The sequence below is a fragment of the Streptomyces sp. NPDC002276 genome, from assembly GCF_053891435.1.
In genome coordinates this window covers 210,906-233,259 of record NZ_JBSFCQ010000012.1, presented here as the reverse complement: position 1 = coordinate 233,259, position 22,354 = coordinate 210,906, and the positions used below count along the sequence as shown (strand labels likewise).

Sequence of the window (22,354 nt, the reverse complement as noted above, 5' to 3'; positions counted from 1 at the left end):
AGGTGCCTGGCCAGGGGCCCCTCGCGGGAGGAGGCTCGATGGATCCCGTGCGGGCACTGGACCGGATCGCCTTCCTGCTGGAACGCTCCCTGGCCCCCACCTACCGCGTACGCGCCTTCCGTACGGCGGCCAGGATCCTGGCGGCGCTGCCCGAGGGCGAGGTCGCCGAACGCGCGGCGGCCGGGACGCTGGAGTCCCTCAAGGGCATCGGCCCGAAGACCGCGCAGGTGGCCCGCGAGGCCCTGGACGGACGGGTCCCCGCCTATCTGGAGCAGCTGGAGGCCGAGGCCCCCGTCCCGGCCGGCCCCGGCGGCGAGGAGCTGCGGGCCCTGCTGCGCGGGGACTGCCACCTCCACTCCGACTGGTCGGACGGCGGCAGCCCGATCGAGGAGATGGGCCGTACGGCCGCCCGGCTCGGCCACGAGTGGGCCGTACTGACCGACCACTCGCCCCGGCTGACCGTGGCCCGCGGACTCTCCCCCGAGCGACTGCGCGAACAGCTGGACGTGGTGGCCGCGCTGAACGAGACCTGGGCGCCCTTCCGGCTGCTCACCGGCATCGAGTGCGACATCCTCGACGACGGCTCGCTGGACCAGGAACCGGAGCTGCTGGAGCGGCTCGACGTGGTGGTGGTCTCCGTGCACTCCAAGCTGCGCATGGAGGCCCGCGCCATGACGCGCCGCATGGTGGCCGCCGTACGGAATCCGCACGCGGACATCCTCGGGCACTGCACCGGGCGGCTGCTCATCGGGCGGGACGGGGGCGCGGCGCGGCCGGAGTCGGAGTTCGACGCGGACGAGGTGTTCGCCGCGTGCGCCGAGTCGGGGACGGCGGTGGAGATCAACAGCCGTCCGGAGCGGCTCGACCCGCCGAGGCGGCTGCTGCGGAAGGCCGTGGACGCGGGGGTGCTGTTCTCGGTCGACACCGACGCGCACGCGCCCGGTCAGCTCGACTGGCAGATCAACGGCTGCGCGCGGGCGGAGGAGTGCGGGGTGCCCGCCGAACGGGTGCTGACGACCTGGTCCGCGGACGAGCTACTGGACTGGACCACTGGCAAGTGACGCACATCACCGAGTACGGCGGACCGCGCAGGAACACTCGCCGGTAGTTCGCCGTTGAACAGACCGTGGGTGCGGAGGGAACAGTGTCCCCGGGCCTCAACCTCCGCCCACAGGGAAGATCGTTCGGCTGAAGCCCTGTGGAGCCTTTCGCCGCGAGGCGACCGCCTTCCGTGCCCACCCCTTTGGCCGCCCCGGCCGTGATTCCCCCGTCGCGGTCGGGGCTTCCCCCTGTCCGGGTCCGCGCGTCCTCTCCGCTTGACTTCGAGCGCACTTCAATTCGTAGCGTTCCTGGTATGACCACTGCACAGCACAAGATCGGTTCCGGATTCGACGCGAACAGCACCGCCGACGACGTCCTGGAGGGCCTCGACCTCGGCGGGAAGCTCGCGATCCTCACCGGTGGCTACTCGGGCCTCGGCCTGGAGGCCGCCCGCGCGCTCACCAAGGCGGGCGCCCGGGTGGTCGTCCCCGCCCGGCGCCCCGACGCCGCCCGGGAGGCCGTGGCCGGGCTGCCCGGCGTCGAGGTGGACGAGCTGGACCTCGCCGACCTGGAGAGCGTGCGCGGCTTCGCCGAGCGGTTCCTCGCCTCCGGCCGCACCGTCGACTACATGATCGACAACGCCGGGATCATGGCCTGCCCCGAGACCCGGGTCGGGCCCGGCTGGGAGGCGCAGTTCGCCACCAACCACCTCGGCCACTTCGCCCTCGTCAACCGGCTGTGGCCGGCCATCGAGCCGGGCGGCGCCCGCGTGGTCTCGGTGTCCTCGCGCGCCCACCACTTCTCCGGGATGCGCTGGGACGACGTCCAGTGGACCCACGGCTACGACAAGTGGGAGGCGTACGGCCAGGCGAAGACCGCGAACGTCCTCTTCGCCGTCCACCTCGACAGGCTCGCCGCCGACCGTGGGGTACGGGCCTTCTCGCTCCACCCCGGCGGCATCATCACCCCGTTGCAGCGCCACCTCCCCAAGGCGGAGATGGTCGAGCGCGGCTGGATCGACGAGCAGGGCAACGTGCTGAACCCCGAGGGCTTCAAGACCCCGCAGCAGGGCGCGGCCACCGAGGTGTGGGCGGCGACCTCGCCCCAGCTCGCCGACATGGGCGGCGTCTACTTGGAGGACTGCGACATCGCGGAGCCCGCCCCCGACGGCGAAGAGCGCTCCGGGGTCAAGTCCTGGGCGACCGACCCCGAGCAGGCGGCACGTCTCTGGACGGTGTCCGCTGACCTAACCGGTGTGAACGCTTTCGCGGGTTAGTCCCGAGCACACCGTTTTCAAGGTGCCTCCATCGGCCCGTACAGGGCGGCGGGCGCACCGGTCGCCAGCGCCCAGTAGCGGTCCCCGTACGACCAGTGCCACCACTCCGTCGGGTAGTTGACCAGGCCTGCCGCGCCGAGCGCCCGGCCCAGCACGGCGCGGTTGGCCCTGGCCTCGGCGGTGATGTTGTCGGCGTCGGTGTAGCAGGCCCCGGCGCTCTGCTCGGGATTGGCGTTCATCGGGGTGCCCAGGTCGAGTTCGCGGCCGTCGGCGTCGGCGAGGGTCAGGTCGACGGCCGCGCCGGCGGTGTGCGGGGCGATCTCGGGCGGGGACACATAGCGGCTGGCGGCGGACCGGATCCGGTCGACGGACCAGTCCGGGTTCGCGGCGCGCAACTCGTCGCCGTAGCCCTCGAAGTAGCGGCGCTGGAGGGTCGGCGGGCGGTAGCCCTCGACGAACAGCAGGCGCAGGCCGTCGGGCAGCAGGGCCTGCGCCTTCAGGAGGCGGTCCAACACGCCTTGGCGCAGGAGGAGTTCGGCGCCGTTGTCGGAGTCCTCGTTCTTGCGGTCGTCGACCAGGAGTACGTCGCTCACATCGACGAGGGGCTCCCCGCACTCCTCGACGGGGACGGCGGCGACCCAGGCGTCGGACATCAGGATGTTCTCACTCATGAGGTGATCATCTCCCACCGGCCCGTCGCCTCAGTGCGGGGCACGCTCCTCAAGTGCCGTGCGCCAGGCGGGCGGTGGGCCCTCCGGTTCGGGCTCGGCGCGGCGGCCCCCGCGGGCGAAGAAGTCGGCGAGCGGGAGGATCGCGGCGCCGACGGTGACCGCGTCGGGACCGAGCAGACCCAGGTCGATGGTCACGCGACCGGCGGGGTGGCGCAGCGCGTACGCGGTGGCGTGGTGGCGGACGGCGGGCAGGAAACGGGAGCCGAGCTGGAGTCCGGCCCAGCCACCGATGAGGATGCGCTCGGGCTGGAACAGGTTGATCAGGTCGGAGAGGCCCGCGCCGAGGTATTCGGCGGTCTCCTCCAGGACGGCGAGCGCGACCGGGTCGGCCTCGGCGCCCTCGGCCGGGTAGGCGGCGACCAGCAGCGCGGTCATCGCGGTCTCCTCGTCGGTGCCCTCCGGCGGACGTCCGCCCTGCTCCCGCCAGCGGTCGAGCAGCGACTCGGCGCCCGCGTACGCCTCCAGGCAGCCGAGTGCCCCGCAACGACAGCGGCGACCGCGGACCCGTACGGTCAGATGCCCCCACTCGACGGCCCGGCCGTTCTCCACCTCGGGTGTCACCAGGCAGGCGCCGACGCCGGAGCCGAAGAGGACGACGATCGCGTTGCGCGCACCGCGCCCGCCGCCGAACCACATCTCGGCCTGGCCCAGGGTCTTGGCACCGTTGTCGATGAAGTACGGGACGGCGTCGGGGAGTTGGGAGGTGGAGCGAAGCAGCTCTTCGAGCGGGACCGCGTCCCAGCCGATGGTCTGGCCGTGCACGACGGCACCGTGGTCCGGGGTGTGCTCGACTATCCCGGGGACGCCGATGCCGACGCCGAGGAGCTGGACGGGTGCGATGTCGGCGGCGGCGAGGACCTCGGCTATGCCGTCGCGGATGTGGCCCACGATGACCTCGACCTCGTAGCGCTGCTGCTCCAACGGGCGTTCGGCGCGGGCGAGTTCGGTCAGGGTGAGGTCGAACAGCTCGACGCGGACCCGGGTCTCGCCGACGTCGACGCCGATCATGTGGCCGCTGTGCGGGGCGACTTGGAGGAGGGTGCGGGGTCGGCCGCCGTCGGAGTCGACGCTGCCGGCCTCCTCCACCAGGCCGTCGGCGACGAGGTCCGCGACGACATTGCTCACCGAGCCGGAGCTGAGTCCGGTCACCGGGCCCAGTTCGAAGCGGCTGAGGGGTCCGTCGAAGTACAGCCGTTGCAGTACGGCCGTGCGGTTGGCCCGCCTGAGGTCGCGTACCGTGCGCCCGTTCCGCCCCGCCATGTGGCTCCTTCCGAACCCCGCACCCTCTTAATTCACGCCCTGAACTAAGGGGCGGTGGAATGCACACTACGTGGTGGAGGCCGTCCCGTCGATCTCTCCGAGGGCGGCGAGCAGCTCGGGGCCGACCCGCTCGCGCCGCCAGCGGTTCTCCTCCGCGCCGAACTCCCTGGGGACCGCCTCGGCGAGCATGATCAGGTAGAGGTAGCTGCGGTAGAGCGCGTAACGGAGGCGGGCCGCCCGGTCGAACTCGGCCCGGCCGCCCGCTTCCCGGTAGCCCGCGAGGAACGCGTCGTCCTTCCTGATGTCGCCGAGCAGCGCCAGCGAGACGAAGTCGGCGAGGTGGTCGCCCCAGAACATGCGCTCGCCGTCGATGAGTCCGCCGATGCGGGGCGTTCCGGACTCGCGGTCGACCAGGATGTTGCCCTGCCAGAGGTCGAAGTGGACGGCGCGCGGGACGGTGACCTCGTCCAGGGCGTCGTGGGCGCAGCGTGCCGTGCGGGCGATGTCGTCGGCGGGCAGCGGCAGCCAGGCCCGGTAGCGGCGGGCATCGTCCAGGACGGCGTCGTAGAGCGTGGTGAACGCGGTCCGCCAGTCGGGGGCGAGGGGGCCGAGGGCGCCGGAGGGGTAGCCGAAGCCGGGGCCGGTGATCTCGTGCAGGCGGGCCAGCTGTCGGCCCAACTCCGTGCGCAGGGCGGGTACTTCGGTGTCCGTGAGGGAGTCGTCCCAGGGTTCGCCGGGGCAGAGGGTCATCAGGAGGGTGTCGCCGTCGAGGACCACGACACGCGGTGCCGCCACCCCGGCCTTGGCGGCGGCGCCGTAGAAGTCGGCCTCGGAGATGAGGAGTTGGCGCTCATGGGCGAGGCCGGGGGCGGTGGGCGCGGTCTTGAGGACGTAGCGGCCGCCGTCGGTGAGGGTGAGTTCCTCGACGGTGTTGTAGGTGCCGCCGCCCATCGGGCGCAGGTGGGCGAGGCGGTCCGGCGGAATGCCCGCCGCGCCGAGGATCCTCCGGGCCCGCTCCCAGGAGTCCGTCACCGTGCGCCCACCTCTCCTCTTCGTCGGCGGCGAACCCTACTGAACCGGCCACCCGCACCAACTCCGCACCGCCGTCCGGGAGATCACCGGAATCCGGTGAAGACCGCTCACCTGTCCCGCGGAGAACCTTGGCACACATCATCGACCGACTGGAGCAGATCACCATGTCCTCGACGAATCGCCGCTCTTTCCTCGCCGGCGGTGCCGCGCTGGCAGCCGTGCCCACCGTCGCCGCGCTCGCCGGCCCGGCGTCGGCCGCCCCGTCCGCGACACTGCCGGACTACGCGCCCGTCCCGGCGTCCGCGCTCGGCCCCGCCGTCAACTCCCAGGGCTACTACGTCGGTCGGATCGAGAGGAACCTGTACTGGGTGACCGACGGCACCTACCAGTCGGCGTTCCTGACGACCCGTGAGGGCGTCGTGCTCTTCGACGCGCCGCCGACCATCGGGCACAACCTCCAGCGCGCGATCGACGAGATCGCCGCCGCCAACGGCGTCTCCAACAGAGTGACCCACCTGGTCTACTCCCACCACCACGCCGACCACCTCGGCGCCTCGTCGCTGTTCGGCAAGAACGTGGTGCGGATCGGCCACGCCGAGACCAGGAAGCTGCTGGCCCGTGACAACGACCCGACCCGGCCGGTGCCGGACGTCACCTTCGAGAAGAGCCACACGCTGCGGGTCGGCGGCGAGCGCGTCGAACTGGCCTGGCACGGCACGAACCACACCCCCGACAACGTCTACATCCATCTCCCCGACCACAGGACCCTGATGCTCGTCGACGTCCTGCTGCCCGGCTGGGTCCCCTTCGACAGCTTCAACCTCAACGAGGACGTCCCCGGCTCCATCGCCGCCCCCGCCAAGGCCATGAGCTACCCGTGGAAGCACTTCGTCGGCGGCCACATCGGCAGGCTCGGCACCCGTCAGGACATGGTCGTGTACCAGCAGTACGTGGACGACATCATCACCAACGTCAAGAAGGCGCTCACGGCGGTCGACCCGACGCCGTTCTTCGTGAAGTACGGGAACAACTCGTGGGCCGCGGTGAAGGAGTACCAGGCCGCGCAGGTCGCCTACGCCTCCGCGCCGGTCATCAAGAAGTACACCGGCGTCCTCGCCGCCGCCGACGTGTACACGGCCAGCACGACGTTCATCATCCTCGAATCCCTCCGCCTCGACCTCGGCGTGGGCTCGGACGTCCATGCGTGAGTGATCCCGCGCGGCCCGCCCCGGAAACGGCGGCGGGCCGCGCGGGTCGGGCCCGGGTTCAGGAGTGCAGGGCCGCGTCCAGTGCGCCGAGGACGCCGAGTTGGGCGAGGATCACGGTGCCCGACGGATAGCAGTCGAAGCGTTTGATCTTCCCGTCCACCAGCTCGAACACATCGCAGCAGGGGGCGTCCATCCGGTTCCCGGTCGGCTGGAGCGTCCCGTCGCCCAGGCTCAGCGGGCCGTCGTGGGTGCCCTGGAGCGCCAGCTGTACGACGACGACATCGCCGCTCACATAGACCTGGTACAGCTCGCGGTGCATGTCGGGGAAGGCGCGCCCGTAGTTCTCCACGGGGAAGGCACGGTCCCGGCCGCGGTAGGTGACGCCGACCGACTCGTCGGTGAACGTCCCGTCCTCGGTGAAGGCGTCGAGCCAGCCCTCGATGTCCTTGACCTCGGCTGTCTGGTAGGCCTTCCGGACGATCTCTTCGTTGTTCATGCCGATTCCTCCTCGGGCTTGTGCTGGTCGGTGTCGGGAAAGTGCCGTCTCAACTCCGCGCGGGCCGTCTCGTCGAGACCGACGTCGGCGGCGGCGAGGTTCTCGGCCAGGTGCGCGCGGGTGCGGGTGCCGGGGATGAGCAGGACGTTCGGGGCGAGGTCGAGGAGCCAACGGAGGGCGATCCGGGCCGGGGTGACGCCGAGCCGGGTGGCCTGTGCGACGACGGCGGGGTGCGTGAGGATCCGGTGCCGCGCCTCCCCGGGCAGGCCCAGCGGACAGTATGGAACGAAGGCGATGCCCCGCCGCGCGCACTCCCGCAGCACATCCATGGAGTGCTGGTCCGCCAGGTTGAAGAGGTTCTGCACACAGACGATGTCCGTCTGCGCGACGGCTCTCAGCAGCTGTCCCAGGGAGACGTTGCTGAGGCCGACGCCCTCGACGAGCCCTTCCTCGCGGGCCTGGACCAGTGTCGCCAGCTGGGCGTCGAACCGGCCGTCCGGTGTCTCGGTCGGGTCCACCATCCGCAGGTTGACCGCCGCCAGGCGGCCCACGCCGAGCGCGGTCAGGTTCTCCTCGACGCCCTGCCGGAGCAGAGACGGCCGGTCACTGCTGCGGGCGCCGACCTTGCTCACGATCGCCAGTCCGTCCGGATAGGGGTGCAGCGCCTCCCGGACGAGTTCGTTCACCGTGCCCGCTCCGTAGAACTGCGCGGTGTCGATGTGGTCCACCCCGGCGTCGACCACCGCGCGCAGCACCCGCAGCGCCTCGTCACGGTCCCGCGCCGGCCCGAAGACCCCGTCGCCGGAGAGCTGCATCGCGCCGTAGCCGACCCGGTGCACCCGTCTCGGTCCCAAGGGGAAGATCCCGCCCAGCCGCTCTCTCACACCGTCTCCTGTCCGCTCACCCACGTGACTCGCCCTTCGAGCGCCTGGCCAGGATCACCCCCATGGAGGTGACCGGTCGTCGCCGGGATGCGGTGATTCGCATCGACTACGCTGACCGCGTGACCAGAGGACATGGCGTCACGCCCGACCTGCCGGCCACCGCGGGCGCCGTCCGTGTACCGGGCCGGGGCCGCCCGGGTCTCATCGACCGCCGCGACCTGATCGCCGCCCTGGACCGCGCGTCCGAGCAGCGGGTGACGATGATCTCCGCGCCCGCCGGCAGCGGAAAGACCTCCCTGCTGCACGCGTGGGCCGACCGGCCGGGACGGAACCGTCGTATCGCGTTCATGTCGGTACGACCGGGTCAGCAGGACGCCCAGTTGTTCTGGCTCGCCCTGCTGGCGGCGGTCCGCGGCGCGACGGGCGCCACCGAGCCGCTTCCCACAGCGCCCGGTTTCGACGGCGGCGCCATGGTGGACAAGGTGCTGTCCGAGATCACCACGTCCGACGGCACCTTCTACCTCGTCATCGACGACTTGCACGAACTCGGTTCCGCGGAGGCCGCCGAACAGCTGACGGCCCTGCTGACGGCGCTCCCCCGGGGCGTCCACGCGATCGTCGCGACCCGGCACGACCCGCCGCTGCATCTCCACCGGCTGCGCCTGACGGGGGAGTTGGCCGAGATCCGCGCCGCGCAGCTGCGCTTCAGCGAGGCCGAGACCCGTGACCTCCTCGCCGCCTCCGGAGTCGCGCTGCCCGACGACGTGGTCAGGCTGCTGCACCAGCGGGCCGAGGGCTGGGCCGCCGGACTGCGGCTCGCCGTGCTCTCGCTGGCCGGGCACCCGGATCCCGAGCGGTTCGTCGCCGAGTTCTCCGGCAGTCACCGTACAGTCGCCGAATACCTGATGGCCGAGATGCTGGGGCGTCAACCACCCCATGTACAGCGGTTGTTGCTGCGCACGTCCCTGCCCGACCGGATCACCGGCGAACTGGCCGATCTGCTCACCGGCGCGACCGGTTCGGAGCGCGTCCTGCTGGAACTGGAGGACGCCAACGCGTTCGTCGTGTCGCTCGACCCCGAGCGCACCTGGTTCCGCTACCACCACATGTTCGCCGACCTGCTCCGGCTGGAACTGCGCCGCACCACCCCGGAGGCCATCCCGGAACTGCACCGGCTGGCCGCGCGCTGGTTCGCCGAACACGCCCAGGCCGTGGACGCCGTACGACATCTTCAGGCCGCCGGGGACTGGTCCGAGGCGGCGCGGCTGCTCACCGACCACACCGTCAGCCTCACGCTCGACGGGCACGCCGGGAGCGCGGTGGCGCTGCTGCGCGCGTTCCCGGCCTGCGTCGGCGAGGAATCCCCGGAACTGGCCCTGGTGTACGCCAACGCCGATCTGCACCAGCACCGGCTGGAGGAGGCCCGGGCCCACCTCGATATCGCCGGGGCGTACGCCGATACGACAGCGCCCGACCGGCGGTCCCGGCTGCGGACGGCGATCGCGTCCCTGAACCTGCTGCTGGCCCGGTTGCGCGGGCACTTCGACGCCGTGTTCGAGCAGGCCGACGCGCTGCCCTCGCCCGCCGAGGGCCGCTCCAACACCGAGATCGCGCTCGCCAGCGACCTCCGGGCCCTCGCGCTGCTGAACCTGGGGGTCGCCGAGGCCTGGTCGCTGCGGCTCGACGCCAGCGAACGGCACCTCCTGGAGGGCGCCGCGCTCGCCCACGACATCGGCCGCCCCTATCTGGAGGTCGCCTGCCGCGCCCATCTGGGGTTCGCCTCCGGCAACCGTTCCTTCGCGCTCGTCCGGGAACGCTGCGAGGAGGCCGTGGCACTGGCCGCCCGCTACGGATGGGACGCCCAGGCGGTGATCGCGCCCGCCCAGGTCTCCCTGGCCGGGACGCTGATCTGCACGGGCGAGTTCGACCGGGGCGAGCAGTGGCTCGACCGCGCCCGGCGCGCCACCCGGTCCGAGGGCGAGCCCGGCGTGCGTTTACTGGTGCGGCTGACCTCCGCGATGCTGGCCGCCGCACGCGGCCAACACCCCGAGACGCTGGCCGAGTTGACGGCCGCCGAGCAGGCCCAGGCACACATGGTGAGCCGGCACGGACTGTCGTCCCGGGTGACCGCCTGGACGATCGCCACCCGCGCCCGCCTCGGGACGGTCGACCGCGCACGGGCGGACCTCGCCGCCCTCGACGACCGGCAGTCCGCCGTAGCCGAGATCCGCAACGCGGCGGCGGTGCTCCACCTCGCCGAGCGGGACCCCGCCGCCGCCCGCCGCGCCCTCCGGCCGGTCCTGGACGGCACCGCCCCCGTCACCTCCTTCCTCACCCCGATCGAGGCCCGGCTCCTGGACGCGCTCGCCTGCCGTGACCTCGGAGACGAGCACGCGGCGGGAGCGGCCGTGGAGGAGGCCCTGAACCTCGCCGAACCGGACCGGATGATCCTGCCGTTCGTGATGACCGGCGCCTGGGAGCTCCTCGACGCCCTGCCGCGCAAGACCTCGCACGCCGCGCTGGTCTCCGACATCCTCGACACCGTCCGCGGCGACAGCACGGACCGGTCGACCCCGGGCCCTGCCGAAGACCTCAGCCCCAGCGAACTGCGCGTCCTGCGCTATCTGCCGACGAACCTCACCCGCCCCGAGATCGCCGCCGAACTGTCCGTCTCGCTCAACACCGTCAACACCCACATACGGCGGATCTACGCCAAGCTCGGCGCCGGGGACCGCTCCTCGGCGGTGCACCGCGGCCGCGAACTGCGGCTGCTGTCCAACGGCCGCGGGTGAGCGCCGCACATTCACCGGATTCCGGTGACGCGGGTTCACCCGACCACCGACGACGATCGGCGCATGGGTGATGAACCCGTCCTGTACCAGATCCGGGTCGGCGGCCACCTCGGCCCGACCCTGCTGACGGCGTTCCCCGCGTTCGAGCCGGAGCACCAGGGCACCGAGACGCTGCTCACCGGGCTGCTGCCGGACAGCGCCGCGCTCTTCGGTGTCCTCGCCGGAATCGAGGCGCTGGGACTCGATCTCCTCGAAGTCCGCAGGGTACGACCCGCGCCGCCCCAGCCGAATGTGCCGACCGAACCGCCCCCGTCGAACGGAGATGTTCCGTGAGCACCGAGCAGCAACAGACCATCGACGCGTTCCTGCGTCAGTCCCCCTTCCCTCTCGACGGCGATGTCGAGGAGCTACGGCGGCTGCTGCACGCGGCGACGTCGGCACTGCCGCTGCCTCCCGAGGTGAAGGCGGTGCCGGTCACGCTGGGCGGTGTCCCCACCGTCGAGGTCACGGTCGACGGAGTCGAACCCGAGCACGTCGTCCTGTACTTCCACGGCGGTGTCTACCTCCTGGGAGACGCCCTCAGCTCCGCGGGCCTGGCCGCGCAGATCGGCGGACGGACCGCCGCCAAGGCCTACTCCGTCGAGTACCGGCTCGCCCCCGAACACCCCTATCCGGCGGCGGTGGACGACGCGTTGGCGGTCTACGAGGCCCTGCTGGCCGACGGTGTCAGGCCCTCGGACATCGTCCTCGCGGGCGAGTCCGCGGGTGGTGGACTCGCCGTCGCCACCCTGGTCAACGCCCGCGACCACGGGCTGCCCCTCCCGGCCGCCGCCTTCGTCATGTCGCCGTACGTCGACCTCACCCTCGCCGGGGCGTCCATCGACACCAAGGAAGCGGCCGATCCGCTGTTCTCCCGGGAACTCCTCGAACCCCTCGTCGCCGGCTACACGGCGGGACAGGACCCCGCTCTCGGCCTGATCAGCCCCGTCTTCGCCGACCTGTCCGGCCTGCCGCCCCTGCTCATCCAGGTCGGCAGCCACGAGGTCCTCCTCGACGACGCCGTACGCCTCGCCGGACGCGCCGCCGCCGCGGATGTCGAGGTCGTCCTCGACGTCACCCCCGGAGTACCGCACGTCTTCCAGGCCTACGGCCCGATCCTCGACGAGGCCGGCACCGCCCTGAACCGGGCGGGACGCTTCCTGACCGCACGGCTCGGAGCCTGAACTCCTTGTCAACCAGGACCAGTTGAGAGCGCGGTACCCGCTCCCGCCGGTGCCCCGAAGCGGGCGAGGGTGTGCCAGACCATCTTCAGGTCCTGGAGTTCGTAACGGCCGGTGCGGGCCGCGTCGCCGATGATCCTGGGGTCGACGACACCGCGCTCGGCGATACGGGCGCCGAGATCGGCGTACTCCTGCCCTCGATAGTCCGCGTGCCGCCTCAACTCGCCCACGGTGAGCCGGTATCCGGGGTGCCATTCGACCGGGCAGGGCAGGCGCCGGGCCGCGGTCTCGACCGGGGTACCGCGGTAACTCGCGTCCAGAACGAGGGCCTCGGTGTCCCGGGCGAGGTCGACTCCGCCGTGCACCTGGGTCTCGATGTAGTCGTTGAGGGCGTCCCGCTCGTCGGCCTCGGCGAGCGCGATCAGGGACATGCCCGCGGCGACGCCGAAGTCGGTCGGCTCGGCCGCGCTGTCGGGGTAGCAGAAGGTCGCACGGGCGAGAGCCGCGCCGGTCAGCCGAAGGTGCGAGGAGCCGAACCGCGGGGCGGCGCCGACCAGTTGGCGCCGGAAGTTCAGCGCGCCGTACACCGGTCGCTCGACGGCGGGCGCCCCGTCGTAGGCCCCGGCGAAGATCCGGGCCTCCCAGCGCCAGCGGTCGCCGCCGGGGTGCGCGGTGAGGCCGCCGTTGCTGGTGCCGGTCACGAACTGCGAGTGGTACGTGCCGTCCTGGGCCAGCGCGTCGAGGATCGGGCGTCCGGCCGCCGTACGGTCGGGGTGGAAGTTGAGGGTGATGCGCAGTCGCGGTTCGACGGCCGGGCCCGACGACCGGGCCGCGACATGACGCAGCGCCCGCCGCCGGCGGGCCCCGACGTCCTCGAAATCCATTGGCTCCCCCACCGCTGACCTCACTACCCTGGACCGAAACCTAGACCCCCTAGGTTTCGGAGACGGACGCCACCCCAGGAGACTCCCCCATGAGATCACTCACCGAGCAGGACATCCGCGACTCATTCGTCAACTGCTCGAAGGGCGAGGCGAAGCGGCTGGCGGTCCCCCGTGATCTCGACAGCCGCCCGTGGGGCGACCTGGACTTCCTGGGCTGGCGGGATCCGGGGGCGCCGGACCGCAGTTACCTCGTCACCGAGCGCGCGGACGGGCCGGTCGGGGTCACCCTGCGGTTCCCGTCCGCGCAGCGCGGCTTTCTGCACCGGAGCATGTGTTCGCTGTGCGTGACGACCCATCCGGGCGGCGGGGTCTCCTTGATGACCGCGCGCAAGGCGGGCCCGGCGGGCCGCGAGGGCAACTCGGTCGGCCTGTACATGTGCACCGACCTCGCCTGCTCCCTCTATGTGCGCGGCAGGAAGATCCCCGAGTCGGGCATCCGTATCGAGGAGAGCCTCACCGTGGAGCAGCAGATCGAGCGGACGGTGGGCAATCTGACCGCCTTCCTCGACAAGCTGTACGTCTGACGTCAGTCGCCCGGCACCGCGATGACGATCTTGCCCCGGTTGTCGCGCTGCTCCAGCCGCTCGTGGGCGGCCCGCGCCTCGGCGAGCGGTACGACGGTCTCGATCGGCACGCGGTAGGCGCCGGCGGCGACCCGCTCGGCCAGTTCACGCAGGTCCGGGCGGGGGTCGTAGCCGCCGTGGACCTGGAGGTTGGTGAGCTGGAAGCCGAGGACCGAGGCGTTCTTCGGGTAGAAGTCGCGGGTGTCGACGGTGCTCGGTTCCAGGGCGACATTGGCGAGGGCGACGACCCGGCCGCCGTGTCCGATCTCGCGCAGGCTGCGCCCGAAGGCCCGGCCACCGACGGTGTCGAGGACGACGTCCGCGCCACGCCCGTCGGTGAGGCGCAGTACCTCGTCGACCTCGGCGTCGTCCGGGTGCGCCGAGGTGTCGATGGTCGCGTGGGCGCCGAACTCCCCTGCCCAGGCTGCCTTTTCGGGTGATCCGGCGAGTGCGACGACCCGGGCGCCGGTCTCGGCAGCGATCTGTACGGCCGCGCTGCCGACCCCGCTCGCGGCGGCCTTCACGAGCACCGTGTCCTCCTTGGTGACCCGGGCGAGGTGTCGCAGGCAGTACCAGGCCGACAGCCAGGCGACGGGCAGCGCGGCGGCGTGCGTGAGGTCGATGCCATCGGGCAGGGCGGTCACCCGGGTCGCGGGTACGGCCGCCAACTCGGCATAGAAACCTGGCGAGTTCACACCGTCGAGGGCCACGACCCGCTGGCCGACGGAGAATCCGGTGACGCCCTCGCCCAACGCGGCGACGGTACCGGCGCCTTCCACTCCCGGGATCAGCGGCGGGCGTCCGGCCCTGTGGTAGTTCCCGGACCTGATCAGGGCGTCCGCGCGGTTCACGCCCGCCGCGGCGACCCGCACCAGGACCTGCCCCGGACCCGCGACCGGGTCGGGCACCTCGACCGGCACCAACACCTCGGGCCCACCGAACTCGTCGATCCGTATCGCACGCATAAACCGCACCCACTTCCTGTCGCGGCCACCGGACCCGGCCGACACCCTTTGAACTGGTGTCACCATGCGACACCGCACGAACCGGTGTCAAGGCCGGCCGACGATCCTCGTGCACACCGCATGAACCGGTGTGCACGAGGTAGGCTCATTGCCATGACCACTCCGCCCGTCTTCCCGTTCATCGGCGGACGCCCGTGCCTGAACTTCGTGGCGACGCTCGGCAAACGGCACGCCACGCCCGTCGAACGGCTCCCCGATCCGGCCGCCCTGGCCGCCTGGATCACGGAGGCGGAGCTGTCGACGGACACCGAACCGCTACGGGTCACGGCCCGGGAGCTGACCGACGCGCGCACCCTGCGCGAGGCGCTGTACCGGGTCGTACGGGACGCGATGGCCGGGCGGGAACCGGCGGCGGCCGATGTCGAGCGGGTCAACGAGGCCGCCGCGCGCCCGGATCTCGCGCCCCAACTGGGCGAGCGGCGCTGGAAGTCGGAGCGTCCGGCGCGCGCGGCGCTGGCGACGGTGGCCCGGGACGGGGTCCTGCTGGTGGGCGGTCCGCTGCTGGAGCGGGTCAAGGAGTGCGAGAACCCGGAGTGTTCGCTGCTGTTCCTGGACGACTCCCAGGCCCGCCGCCGCCGTTGGTGCTCGATGGACCGCTGCGGCAACCTCGCGAAGATCGCGGGCTATCGGTCGCGCAGCCGGGCGGCCGTGACGCGGTGAAGGTGGACCAGGACGTCGTAGCTGCGGGCCAGTGCGATGTTCTCGGGGTCCTCCGGGTAGGCGGTGCCGATGCTGCGGGTCGGCCGCGCCTCCTTGAGCCATGCGCGGGCCGGTGATCCGACCGTCCGCAGATCGACCATGTAGTCGGTGAACCGCACCTGGTCCAGGGTCTGTTCGTTGCTGCCGGGGCCGGCCGGTCCCAGCGTCCAGCGGTGGATCGCGTCGTCGGGGCCGGTGGCGTTGAACGAGCCCCGGTCGAAGGTCAGACCCACGTTGAAATACCCGGAGCCGAGGGTGTCGCGGAGGAACGCCCCTTGCATCTTGGGGTAGTTGACCGGGTCGGACGGCACATAGCCGATGTGGGCGTCGTGCGCGGACAGCAGCACCTTGGTGCCGGTGTGCCGTTGCCACCAGACGACGTTGGCCGCCATCGTCTCGTCGCGGTACCGCATGGCGGCGGCGATCTGCGCGGGCCGGTCGAAGTCGAAGTCGTACTGCCGGGCCACCTGGTCGACGACGGCCGCGTTCCGCACGGCCCAGTCGTAGGCGTCACGGTCCTTGCCCGGTGCCTGCCGCCTCAGCAACTCCAGTGCCCGGCCGGTGCGTTCGGCCATCTCCTTCCGTTCGGCGTACGGCTTGTCCAGGTACTGCTGGATGTACGTACCGGCCGCGACCGTGGGCCGCAGCCCTCGGTACAGCTCGGCGAGGCGGGCGCTCAACTCCGGGTGGGTACGGGCCACTTGGGCGGTGACCGAGTCGTAGAGTTCGGGTCCGGCCCAGGCGATGTCGTCGCCCATGAAGCGGACCGGGTCGCCGGGGTGCCGGACGTTGTACGCGCGCATCCACTCGACGAGCCGCAGATAGTCGGTGTTGTTCCACCACAGGTAGTCGCGCTGGAACTCCTCGCGCATGATGCGCCGCGGGTCCCCTTTGCCGTACAGGACATAGTCGTTGAGCCGCAGGCTGGTGCTCCAGGCGCCCTCCAGGGCGAAGGTGCGGAAGCCCTTCTTCTCGACGAGGTGGCGGAAGACGCGGTCCTTGAGGGCGAAGAAGTCGTGCGAGCTGTGGGTGGCCTCGCCGAGGCCGACGACCGTGGCGCCGCCGATCATGCGGTCGAGCGGGCGCAGGTCGCCGGTGTCGCCGCCCGGTTCGACGGTCCGCAGGGGGTGGGCGGAGCGGTCGAGGGCCGCGACGACGGGCGAGGCCGAGGGGGTCGGAGGTGCCGCCGTGGCGTCCGGGGTGCCGGCCGCCACGGCGCCGAGGCCGATGAGCAGGGTCAGGATCAGTCCGGTCCGATGCCGTGTCATCGTCCGAGGGTCGCGCGCTCCGGGAACGGAGGCCATGCGGTGATCCTCCGTTCCGGGGTGGGGTTCTCCTCAGGGCGCGGCGGGCGTCCAGTGCGGGTCGCGGCCGAGGAAGGCGAGGAGTGTCTCGGCCCGGTCGTAGTCGGCCGTCACCTCACGTGCGGGTGCGAACACCCGGTAGGCGTCGCGGAGTTGGTCGACGAGTCGGTCCGCGGCCGGCCAGATCCCTTCCGCCAGGTCCGCCGCCAGTGGCCGGTTCTGGCCGGTGGCGACCGCGATGTCCCAGGCGTGTACGGCCGCGTCCATGGCGGCCGTCGCCGCGGCGAACGGGAGGGGCATGGGGCCCAGCGGGGTCGGCACCTCGTCCGCGTCAGCGGGCAGTGCGGCATAGCCGTCGGCCACCGCGCGGAGCACCTTGTCGAGTTCGGCGACCGGGTCCCCGGCGAGGGTGTCCTCGGGATGGAAGGGGTCCGCGTCGGGTCGGTCGCCGGTGAGGACGAGGCCGTAGGCCTGCTGGTCGACGCGGGCGTGGTTGAGGACCTGGCGTACCGTCCACTCGCCGCACGGCGTGGGGGCCGACCACGCGCTCCCGGGCACGGCGGCGATCACCTCGCGCAGATAGTCGTGCGAGCGGGTCAGTACCTCGATGCCCTGGATGTTCGTCATGAACGTTCCCCTCACCTTCGTCCCGTCCGGTGAGGACAATCTAGGAGGCCATGCGGACAGTTCCGGTCCGCAATGGGTACGTTCAGCGCATCCGTGAGGAGGGAATAGGCCAAGGATGCGAGATGTCCGGGAGTGGACCGCGCCACTGGTGCGGTTCGTGGGGCGGCACCGGGACCCGGTGCTCGTCCAGACGCTGCGGTCGGCGACCGCGGCGACGATCGCGTATGTCGTCGCGCTGCGCCTGAGCCCGGAGCCCGCGCCGCTGACCGCTCCCCTGACCGCGCTCCTCGTCGTCCAGGTCACGCTCTACGCCACCCTCACCAACGGCATCCGCCGGGTGAACGCCGTGGTCGCGGGCGTGCTCGTCGCCATCGCGTTCAGTCTGCTGGTCGGGCTGACCTGGTGGAGCCTGGCGCTGCTGATCGTGGCCTCACTGGTCGTCGGGCGACTGGTGAAGGTCGACGAGTACGTGCCCGAGGTGGCGATCAGCGCGATGCTGGTCCTCGGTGTCACCACGGTCGGGAACACGGCCTGGGCACGGGTGGTGGAGACGCTGATCGGCGCGGTCGTGGGCTTCGGCTGCAATCTGCTGCTGGCTCCCCCGGTGTGGGTGGACGAGGCCGGCGAGTCCATCGAGGACCTGGCCCGTCGGCTGCGGCGGCTGATGCGTCGCATGGGCGAGGAGGCGGCGGGCCGTACCCCCGTGGACCACGCCACCGCGCGGCTGCACGAGGCGCGCCGCCTCGACCACGACATCGTCGAGGTGGACGCGGCCCTGCGGCAGGCCGAGGACAGCCTGCGGCTCAATCCGCGCGTCCGGGAGGGGCTGCTGCACCGGATCGTGCTGCGGACCGGTCTGGACACCCTGGAGATCTGCACGGTCGTGCTGCGGGTTCTCGCCCGCACCTTCACCGACCTGGCGAAACAGCGCGACCCCGAGCCGTTGTTCGCGCCGCCGACGGGCGCGGCCGTAGAACAGCTGCTGTCCGAGATCGGGGACGCCGTGGTCAGTTTCGCGGTGCTGGTGACCACCGATGTGAGCGTGAGCGCCGAGTCGGCGGAGTCGCGGCTCACCGCCGAGCTGCACACGGCCGCCGCGACCCGCGACAAGCTGGCGCAGCTGCTCCTGGAGGAGGTCCAACGCGACGCGGCCCAGTGGCAGTTGCTGGGAGCCATGCTGACCGAGGTCAACCGCATGCTGGACGAGCTGGACACCGAGCACCGCTCGCGCCGGCTGCTGGAGGAACTCGACCGGTGCGCCGGTGAGCAGCGCGAGCGCCTGCCGTGGCTGATCTGGCTGCGGGAGCGGGTGGGTGTGCCGGAGCGGCTGCGCAGGAACCGGGACACGGGCGCCGAACGTTCTAGGTGACGGAGTCACCTGGGGGCGGACCGTCCCCGGACACAGCACAGCCATGGGGGCGGGTCGCCTCCGGCAGCGCGGCGATGGGGGCGGACGCATGACCGACAGCACGGTACGGATCGACGGGAACACCTTGCGGCTGCCCGGTGGCGTGGCGGTGCGGTTCATCCGCACGCTGCGCCTGCCCGAGACGGGCACGCATCCGCTGCCGCCGGGGCTCGGCGAGTTCCCGGTCCGCCGGGTCGCGGACTTCCCGGACACGACTCCCGCGGAGTGGCGGGCGCGGGGCGGGGTGATGCTGCCGGTGTATCTGCGTGAGGCGATGTGGCTGAGCTTCGCGGGCACGGCCGAGCCCGCCGCCCTCCAGGTCGGCGTCGGCAAGGTGTGCGCGGTCTCCGGGAAGCCGTGGACGGACCGGCTGTCCCGCGACCCGCAGAACTACCTCGTCCTTCCGCGTCAGCCCTGGCTCGACGGCATCAACTCCGGCAAGGGCACGGTCCGCCAGTTCGTGGCGGTCCCGCTGGGCCTGGGCGCGACGGTCGAGGGCCAGGTCACGGGCGAGGAGGTGTGGGGCGGCGTCCAGTTGCAGTCCTTCCCGCTCACCGAGCGGGAGTTGACCAAGTGGCGCGAGGACGAGCGGCGCCAGTCCGAGCGGGCGCGCGCGATCACCATGCCGTCCGGGGGCTACGGCGCGCCCCCCATGCCGATGGCCGCGTCGGCCGCTCCCATGCGCAGCGCTCCGGGGGCGTCTCCCCGGATGGGGCTCGGTGTCGGCGGTTCGATGCGCCAGGAGGTCTACGAGGACGACCGCCCGCTCAAGGCCTGGGCCGGGGAGCCGGCCGGGCGGGTCTTCGTGCACCTCGTGACACCCCCGGAGTGGCGCCGCATCACCGGCGAGGAGCCGCCGCCGTCGCCGGTGGACCGCGCCGCGTACACCCAGGCGGGACTGCCCTGGTTCGACTACTACGACCAGGACGCGGAGGATCTCGCCCCCACCGACACTCTGGAGGCCGTGAAGCCGGTGGGCGACTGGCTGGGCGACGATCACGAACCCTGGCAGCAGCCCACTCCCGGCCAGGTGCAGCCCCTCAAGGACGCCAAGGGCAAGCCGGTGGAGGACGGAGACTGGTAGGCCCACTCATTTATTGCATCCTCCGCAACGCGCGTTGCCGGTCTTGCGCTCGACGGGCCGTCCACGCCAAGGTTGCTGTGACGACCGGGGAAAGCGACGACCTGAGGGTGTGGGCATGGGCAGTGGTGCGGACGCGTCACAGGGCGGCTGGAGTCGGCGCCGTTTCCTCGGCGCCCTGGGCGGAACCGCGGCCGTGGTCGCGGTCCCCGCACCGGCCTCGGCCCCGGCCGACCCCGTATCCACTCCCGCGGCGACCCCGGTACCGGCACCGGCCCCCAGCACTCACCGCACCGGCAAGGCCGCCGGCCCCCGCCCCCTCTACCTCGGCACCTACACCTCGGTCGACGGCGGCGGCACGGGCATCGGCCTGGCCACCTACGATCCGGCGACCGGCGGGATCACCGGCGCCGGAACGCTCACCGGAGTCGCCGACCCGTCGTACCTCGCCGTGCACCCCGACGGCCGCACGCTGTACGCGGTCGACGAGCAGACGTCCGGCGCGGTGACCGCCGTACGGCTGGCTGACCGTACGATCCTCGGCTCGCGGAGCACCGGCGGCGCGGGCCCCTGCCATCTGTCGGTGCATCCGACCGGGCGCTGGCTGCTCAGCGCCAACTACACGTCCGGCAGTGTGGCCGTGCACCCCATCGGCACCTCCGGCGCGCTCGGCGAACGCACCGCGCTGGTCAAGCACTCCAGTCCGCGGCCGGGCCCGGGCCAGGACGGCCCGCACGCGCACCAGTTCGTGACCAGTCCCGACGGCGGCCATGTCCTCGCCGTCGACCTGGGCACCGACACGGTCTACACCTACCGCCTGGACACCACGAAGGGCACGCTCACCGAGGTCTCCCAGGCGCACACCCGCGCGGGTGCGGGCCCGCGCCACCTCACGTTCCACCCCGGCGGCCGGTACGCCTACCTGGCCAACGAGGTCGACGACACCGTCGCGGTCTGCGCCTACGACCAGGCCACGGGCGCCCTGTCGATCGGTGACCCGCAGTCCAGCGGAAGCACGGGCGGCGCCACCAACTACCCGGCACAGATCCTGGTGACGCCGAACGGGTCGTACGCCTATCTCGCCAACCGGGGCGACAACACCCTGGCGCGGTACGCCGTCGAGGCGGACGGCGCCCGGCTCAGGCTGCTCGACACCGTGCCGGTCAGCGGTGACTTCCCCCGGCAGATCGCCTTCTCGCCGGACGGGACGCTGCTGTTCACCGCGAACCAGAGGTCGGGCACGGTGAGTGTGTTCCTCGTGGACAGCGCAACCGGCCAACTGCGGCTCGCGGGCGCGCCGTTCGCGTCACCGGTCGCCGTCTGTGCGCTGCCGCTGTAGCGGACGCGGGCAGGACGCGGCGCTGGCCTGGGTGAGCAGCACATGCATCCGTTCGGTGAGGTGGGCGACCGTGTCGGCGGGCGCGTGAAACGGCAGTCGTACGTCGCCGTGGGCGCGGGCGCGCTCGATGCGCAGGGTCAGTCCGTGCCGGTCGACGGCGAGGGGCTGGACGCGGACCGCGCCGTGCAGGCTGTCGGGCTCGACGAGTCGGGTGAGCCGTTCGACCGCGTCGGAGTGGCAGTCGGCGAGGTGGGTCAGCAGCTGGGCCTCGGCGAGGGCCAGCGGGTCGGGTTCGGCGGCGGCGAACTCGTCGAGGTCGATGACCACCGCGCCGGTCGCCGGTCGCAGCACCACGCGCGTGGGGCTGAACGCCAGTCGGTCCTCCTCGGGGACGAACCAGCCGGCGAGCCACACCCGGGCCCGGATACGGTTGCGCACGGGGACGGGCGCGACGTCCGCGAACTCAAGCACCGCGGACGGCTCACCGCGCGGCGCGCAGATCGCGGCGGCCAACAGGGCGCTGTCCTCGGGCACTTGAAGGAGTACCCGGCCGTCGTCGTCGACGCTGTGCGCGCCGACGAACTCCTCGCGACCGCCCTCCGCGGTCACCGCGCAGGACCATGCGGCGGCGAGCACCGAGCGGGCCCGCTCGGCCGCGGCAGGCACGGCCGTCCACGATTGGCTGTCACCCATCCCTGAACCTCCTTAGGTAAGCCTTGCCTAACTTACCGAAGATCGGGGCGCGCGCCAACCACGCCACGTAAATTCCAGGACAGCACTTCAGGACGCGATGACGCCCAACAGCGCCCGAGCGCACAGATCGCGCACCTGCTCCCGGCTCAACTCCGGTCCGCGCAGCCACTCCAGACAGACGGCGGTCGTGAACGCCAGCCACCCGCGCACCGCGAGCTTCGTGTCGGGCCGCTCCTCCACGGCAGACCCGAACTCGGGATCGGCGGCGAGCGCGGCCAGGATCTGCCGCTCCTGCGCCGCCAGCGCCCGCTGGTAAACGCGTCGTACGGTCTGGTCCCCGGCCGCGTCGGCGCGGTGGAAGGCGCGGTAGCCGTGCGCGTGGGTGTGCACGTACTCCAGGTACGTGTCGAGGGCGGCGGCGAGCTGTTCGCGGGCCGGTACGCCCGGTACGGCCGCCGTCATCCGCAGCATCCGCTCGCTCTCGCGCTCGACGACGGCCGCGAAGAAGTCGCGCTTGGTCGGGAAGTAGTGGTAGAGCAGCCCCCGGGAGACCCCTGCGATCTCGGCGACCTGCTCGATCCACACCTCGTCGTAGGGGCTCTCGGAGAACAACCGCGCGCCCACCGTGAGGAGTTGCTCCCGACGCTCGCCGGTGCTGAGCCGGCGGCGCGTGCTCTCTCCCCTGCGCTCTCCTCGATCGGCGGCCATTCCCGCACTTTACTTGACGTCGG

The 22,354-nt window shown here is 72.0% G+C and carries 22 protein-coding genes; 11 read left to right on the top strand and 11 right to left on the bottom strand.

From position 1 onward, the window contains the following. The first annotated feature begins 38 nt into the window (after nt 1–38). Nucleotides 39–1,061 carry a PHP domain-containing protein gene (locus ACWIHT_RS29015; RefSeq protein ID WP_456171240.1) on the top strand — a complete coding sequence of 341 codons (1,023 nt, stop codon included), beginning with the start codon at nt 39–41 and terminating at the stop codon, nt 1,059–1,061. Nucleotides 1,062–1,354: 293 nt separating this feature from the next. Then, nucleotides 1,355–2,317, top strand: a complete 963-nt coding sequence (locus tag ACWIHT_RS29010) for an SDR family NAD(P)-dependent oxidoreductase (RefSeq protein WP_456171239.1) — start codon at nt 1,355–1,357, stop codon at nt 2,315–2,317. Between the two features lie 17 nt (nt 2,318–2,334). On the opposite strand, the gene ACWIHT_RS29005 is transcribed toward ACWIHT_RS29010, so the two are convergent. The 3 genes from ACWIHT_RS29005 to ACWIHT_RS28995 form a co-directional block, all read right to left on the bottom strand. Beyond that, on the bottom strand, nt 2,335–2,988 hold the full coding sequence (locus tag ACWIHT_RS29005; protein WP_456171238.1) for a M15 family metallopeptidase: 654 nt from the start codon (nt 2,986–2,988) through the stop codon (nt 2,335–2,337). Between the two features lie 30 nt (nt 2,989–3,018). Next, the gene (locus ACWIHT_RS29000) at nt 3,019–4,308 is read right to left on the bottom strand and encodes an ROK family protein (RefSeq protein WP_456171237.1); all 1,290 of its coding nucleotides are present in this window, start codon (nt 4,306–4,308) and stop codon (nt 3,019–3,021) included. Between the two features lie 66 nt (nt 4,309–4,374). After that, entirely contained in the window at nt 4,375–5,340 is a 966-nt protein-coding gene (locus ACWIHT_RS28995; protein WP_456171236.1) for a phosphotransferase family protein, read from the bottom strand. A 128-nt stretch (nt 5,341–5,468) separates the two neighbouring features. Here ACWIHT_RS28995 and ACWIHT_RS28990 point away from each other — a divergent pair, with 128 nt between their 5' ends. Further along, the gene (locus ACWIHT_RS28990) at nt 5,469–6,548 is read left to right on the top strand and encodes an MBL fold metallo-hydrolase (RefSeq protein ID WP_456171235.1); all 1,080 of its coding nucleotides are present in this window, start codon (nt 5,469–5,471) and stop codon (nt 6,546–6,548) included. Nucleotides 6,549–6,606: 58 nt separating this feature from the next. Here the strand turns inward: ACWIHT_RS28990 and ACWIHT_RS28985 are convergent, their stop codons facing one another. Then, nucleotides 6,607–7,044 (bottom strand): nuclear transport factor 2 family protein, encoded by a 438-nt coding sequence (locus tag ACWIHT_RS28985; RefSeq protein ID WP_456171234.1) that lies wholly within the window; start codon nt 7,042–7,044, stop codon nt 6,607–6,609. Beyond that, nucleotides 7,041–7,928 (bottom strand): aldo/keto reductase, encoded by an 888-nt coding sequence (locus tag ACWIHT_RS28980; protein WP_456171233.1) that lies wholly within the window; start codon nt 7,926–7,928, stop codon nt 7,041–7,043. Before ACWIHT_RS28980 ends, ACWIHT_RS28985 begins: the two co-directional genes overlap by 4 nt. Nucleotides 7,929–8,047: 119 nt before the next feature. Between ACWIHT_RS28980 and ACWIHT_RS28975 the strand changes: the two genes are divergently transcribed. From ACWIHT_RS28975 to ACWIHT_RS28965, 3 genes are all read left to right on the top strand, one after another. Continuing rightward, complete coding sequence (locus ACWIHT_RS28975) at nt 8,048–10,720, top strand: LuxR C-terminal-related transcriptional regulator (protein WP_456171232.1); 2,673 nt, start codon at nt 8,048–8,050, stop codon at nt 10,718–10,720. Nucleotides 10,721–10,783: 63 nt separating this feature from the next. Continuing rightward, nucleotides 10,784–11,053 carry a hypothetical protein gene (locus ACWIHT_RS28970; protein ID WP_456171231.1) on the top strand — a complete coding sequence of 90 codons (270 nt, stop codon included), beginning with the start codon at nt 10,784–10,786 and terminating at the stop codon, nt 11,051–11,053. Further along, nucleotides 11,050–11,943 (top strand): alpha/beta hydrolase, encoded by an 894-nt coding sequence (locus tag ACWIHT_RS28965; RefSeq protein ID WP_456171230.1) that lies wholly within the window; start codon nt 11,050–11,052, stop codon nt 11,941–11,943. The genes ACWIHT_RS28970 and ACWIHT_RS28965 overlap by 4 nt, the downstream gene beginning before the upstream one ends. An 8-nt stretch (nt 11,944–11,951) precedes the next feature. Here ACWIHT_RS28965 and ACWIHT_RS28960 read toward each other — a convergent pair whose 3' ends face one another. After that, nucleotides 11,952–12,824, bottom strand: a complete 873-nt coding sequence (locus tag ACWIHT_RS28960; RefSeq protein WP_456171229.1) for a DUF3626 domain-containing protein — start codon at nt 12,822–12,824, stop codon at nt 11,952–11,954. Between the two features lie 89 nt (nt 12,825–12,913). Here ACWIHT_RS28960 and ACWIHT_RS28955 point away from each other — a divergent pair, with 89 nt between their 5' ends. After that, entirely contained in the window at nt 12,914–13,408 is a 495-nt protein-coding gene (locus tag ACWIHT_RS28955; RefSeq protein WP_456171228.1) for an FBP domain-containing protein, read from the top strand. Between the two features lie 2 nt (nt 13,409–13,410). On the opposite strand, the gene ACWIHT_RS28950 is transcribed toward ACWIHT_RS28955, so the two are convergent. Beyond that, nucleotides 13,411–14,412, bottom strand: coding sequence for a quinone oxidoreductase family protein (locus tag ACWIHT_RS28950; protein ID WP_456171227.1), 1,002 nt, complete (start codon nt 14,410–14,412; stop codon nt 13,411–13,413). A gap of 153 nt (nt 14,413–14,565) precedes the next feature. Between ACWIHT_RS28950 and ACWIHT_RS28945 the strand changes: the two genes are divergently transcribed. Continuing rightward, entirely contained in the window at nt 14,566–15,132 is a 567-nt protein-coding gene (locus ACWIHT_RS28945; RefSeq protein WP_456171226.1) for a CGNR zinc finger domain-containing protein, read from the top strand. Here ACWIHT_RS28945 and ACWIHT_RS28940 read toward each other — a convergent pair. Then, nucleotides 15,096–16,439, bottom strand: coding sequence for an erythromycin esterase family protein (locus tag ACWIHT_RS28940; RefSeq protein WP_456171225.1), 1,344 nt, complete (start codon nt 16,437–16,439; stop codon nt 15,096–15,098). The two genes, ACWIHT_RS28945 and ACWIHT_RS28940, sit on opposite strands and share 37 nt — an antisense overlap. A 69-nt stretch (nt 16,440–16,508) precedes the next feature. Then, on the bottom strand, nt 16,509–17,102 hold the full coding sequence (locus ACWIHT_RS28935; protein WP_456171224.1) for a TIGR03086 family metal-binding protein: 594 nt from the start codon (nt 17,100–17,102) through the stop codon (nt 16,509–16,511). A gap of 115 nt (nt 17,103–17,217) precedes the next feature. Between ACWIHT_RS28935 and ACWIHT_RS28930 the strand changes: the two genes are divergently transcribed. The 3 genes from ACWIHT_RS28930 (at nt 17,218) to ACWIHT_RS28920 (ending at nt 20,930) form a co-directional block, all read left to right on the top strand. Continuing rightward, complete coding sequence (locus tag ACWIHT_RS28930; protein WP_456171223.1) at nt 17,218–18,471, top strand: FUSC family protein; 1,254 nt, start codon at nt 17,218–17,220, stop codon at nt 18,469–18,471. Nucleotides 18,472–18,559: 88 nt separating this feature from the next. Next, entirely contained in the window at nt 18,560–19,594 is a 1,035-nt protein-coding gene (locus tag ACWIHT_RS28925; RefSeq protein ID WP_456171222.1) for a hypothetical protein, read from the top strand. 115 nt (nt 19,595–19,709) lie between these two features. Then, the gene (locus ACWIHT_RS28920) at nt 19,710–20,930 is read left to right on the top strand and encodes a lactonase family protein (protein WP_456171221.1); all 1,221 of its coding nucleotides are present in this window, start codon (nt 19,710–19,712) and stop codon (nt 20,928–20,930) included. Here the strand turns inward: ACWIHT_RS28920 and ACWIHT_RS28915 are convergent. Next, the gene (locus ACWIHT_RS28915; RefSeq protein ID WP_456171220.1) at nt 20,898–21,623 is read right to left on the bottom strand and encodes a DUF2470 domain-containing protein; all 726 of its coding nucleotides are present in this window, start codon (nt 21,621–21,623) and stop codon (nt 20,898–20,900) included. The genes ACWIHT_RS28920 and ACWIHT_RS28915 overlap by 33 nt on opposite strands. 87 nt (nt 21,624–21,710) lie before the next feature. Further along, entirely contained in the window at nt 21,711–22,331 is a 621-nt protein-coding gene (locus ACWIHT_RS28910; protein WP_456171219.1) for a TetR/AcrR family transcriptional regulator, read from the bottom strand. Between the last annotated feature and the right edge of the window lie 23 nt (nt 22,332–22,354).

Bases quoted from the DNA above. Each gene is read 5' to 3' on its own strand.
- ACWIHT_RS28985 (WP_456171234.1), bottom strand. From the start codon at position 7,044: ATGAACAACGAAGAGATCGTCCGGAAGGCCTACCAGACAGCCGAGGTC.
- ACWIHT_RS28935 (WP_456171224.1), bottom strand. From the start codon at position 17,102: ATGACGAACATCCAGGGCATCGAGGTACTGACCCGCTCGCACGACTAT.
- ACWIHT_RS28910 (WP_456171219.1), bottom strand. From the start codon at position 22,331: ATGGCCGCCGATCGAGGAGAGCGCAGGGGAGAGAGCACGCGCCGCCGG.
- ACWIHT_RS28940 (WP_456171225.1), bottom strand. From the start codon at position 16,439: ATGACACGGCATCGGACCGGACTGATCCTGACCCTGCTCATCGGCCTC.
- ACWIHT_RS28960 (WP_456171229.1), bottom strand. From the start codon at position 12,824: ATGGATTTCGAGGACGTCGGGGCCCGCCGGCGGCGGGCGCTGCGTCAT.
- ACWIHT_RS28915 (WP_456171220.1), bottom strand. From the start codon at position 21,623: ATGGGTGACAGCCAATCGTGGACGGCCGTGCCTGCCGCGGCCGAGCGG.
- ACWIHT_RS28945 (WP_456171226.1), top strand. From the start codon at position 14,566: ATGACCACTCCGCCCGTCTTCCCGTTCATCGGCGGACGCCCGTGCCTG.
- ACWIHT_RS29000 (WP_456171237.1), bottom strand. From the start codon at position 4,308: ATGGCGGGGCGGAACGGGCGCACGGTACGCGACCTCAGGCGGGCCAAC.
- ACWIHT_RS28920 (WP_456171221.1), top strand. From the start codon at position 19,710: ATGGGCAGTGGTGCGGACGCGTCACAGGGCGGCTGGAGTCGGCGCCGT.
- ACWIHT_RS28925 (WP_456171222.1), top strand. From the start codon at position 18,560: ATGACCGACAGCACGGTACGGATCGACGGGAACACCTTGCGGCTGCCC.
- ACWIHT_RS29005 (WP_456171238.1), bottom strand. From the start codon at position 2,988: ATGAGTGAGAACATCCTGATGTCCGACGCCTGGGTCGCCGCCGTCCCC.
- ACWIHT_RS28955 (WP_456171228.1), top strand. From the start codon at position 12,914: ATGAGATCACTCACCGAGCAGGACATCCGCGACTCATTCGTCAACTGC.
- ACWIHT_RS28950 (WP_456171227.1), bottom strand. From the start codon at position 14,412: ATGCGTGCGATACGGATCGACGAGTTCGGTGGGCCCGAGGTGTTGGTG.
- ACWIHT_RS29010 (WP_456171239.1), top strand. From the start codon at position 1,355: ATGACCACTGCACAGCACAAGATCGGTTCCGGATTCGACGCGAACAGC.
- ACWIHT_RS28930 (WP_456171223.1), top strand. From the start codon at position 17,218: ATGCGAGATGTCCGGGAGTGGACCGCGCCACTGGTGCGGTTCGTGGGG.
- ACWIHT_RS28970 (WP_456171231.1), top strand. From the start codon at position 10,784: ATGGGTGATGAACCCGTCCTGTACCAGATCCGGGTCGGCGGCCACCTC.
- ACWIHT_RS29015 (WP_456171240.1), top strand. From the start codon at position 39: ATGGATCCCGTGCGGGCACTGGACCGGATCGCCTTCCTGCTGGAACGC.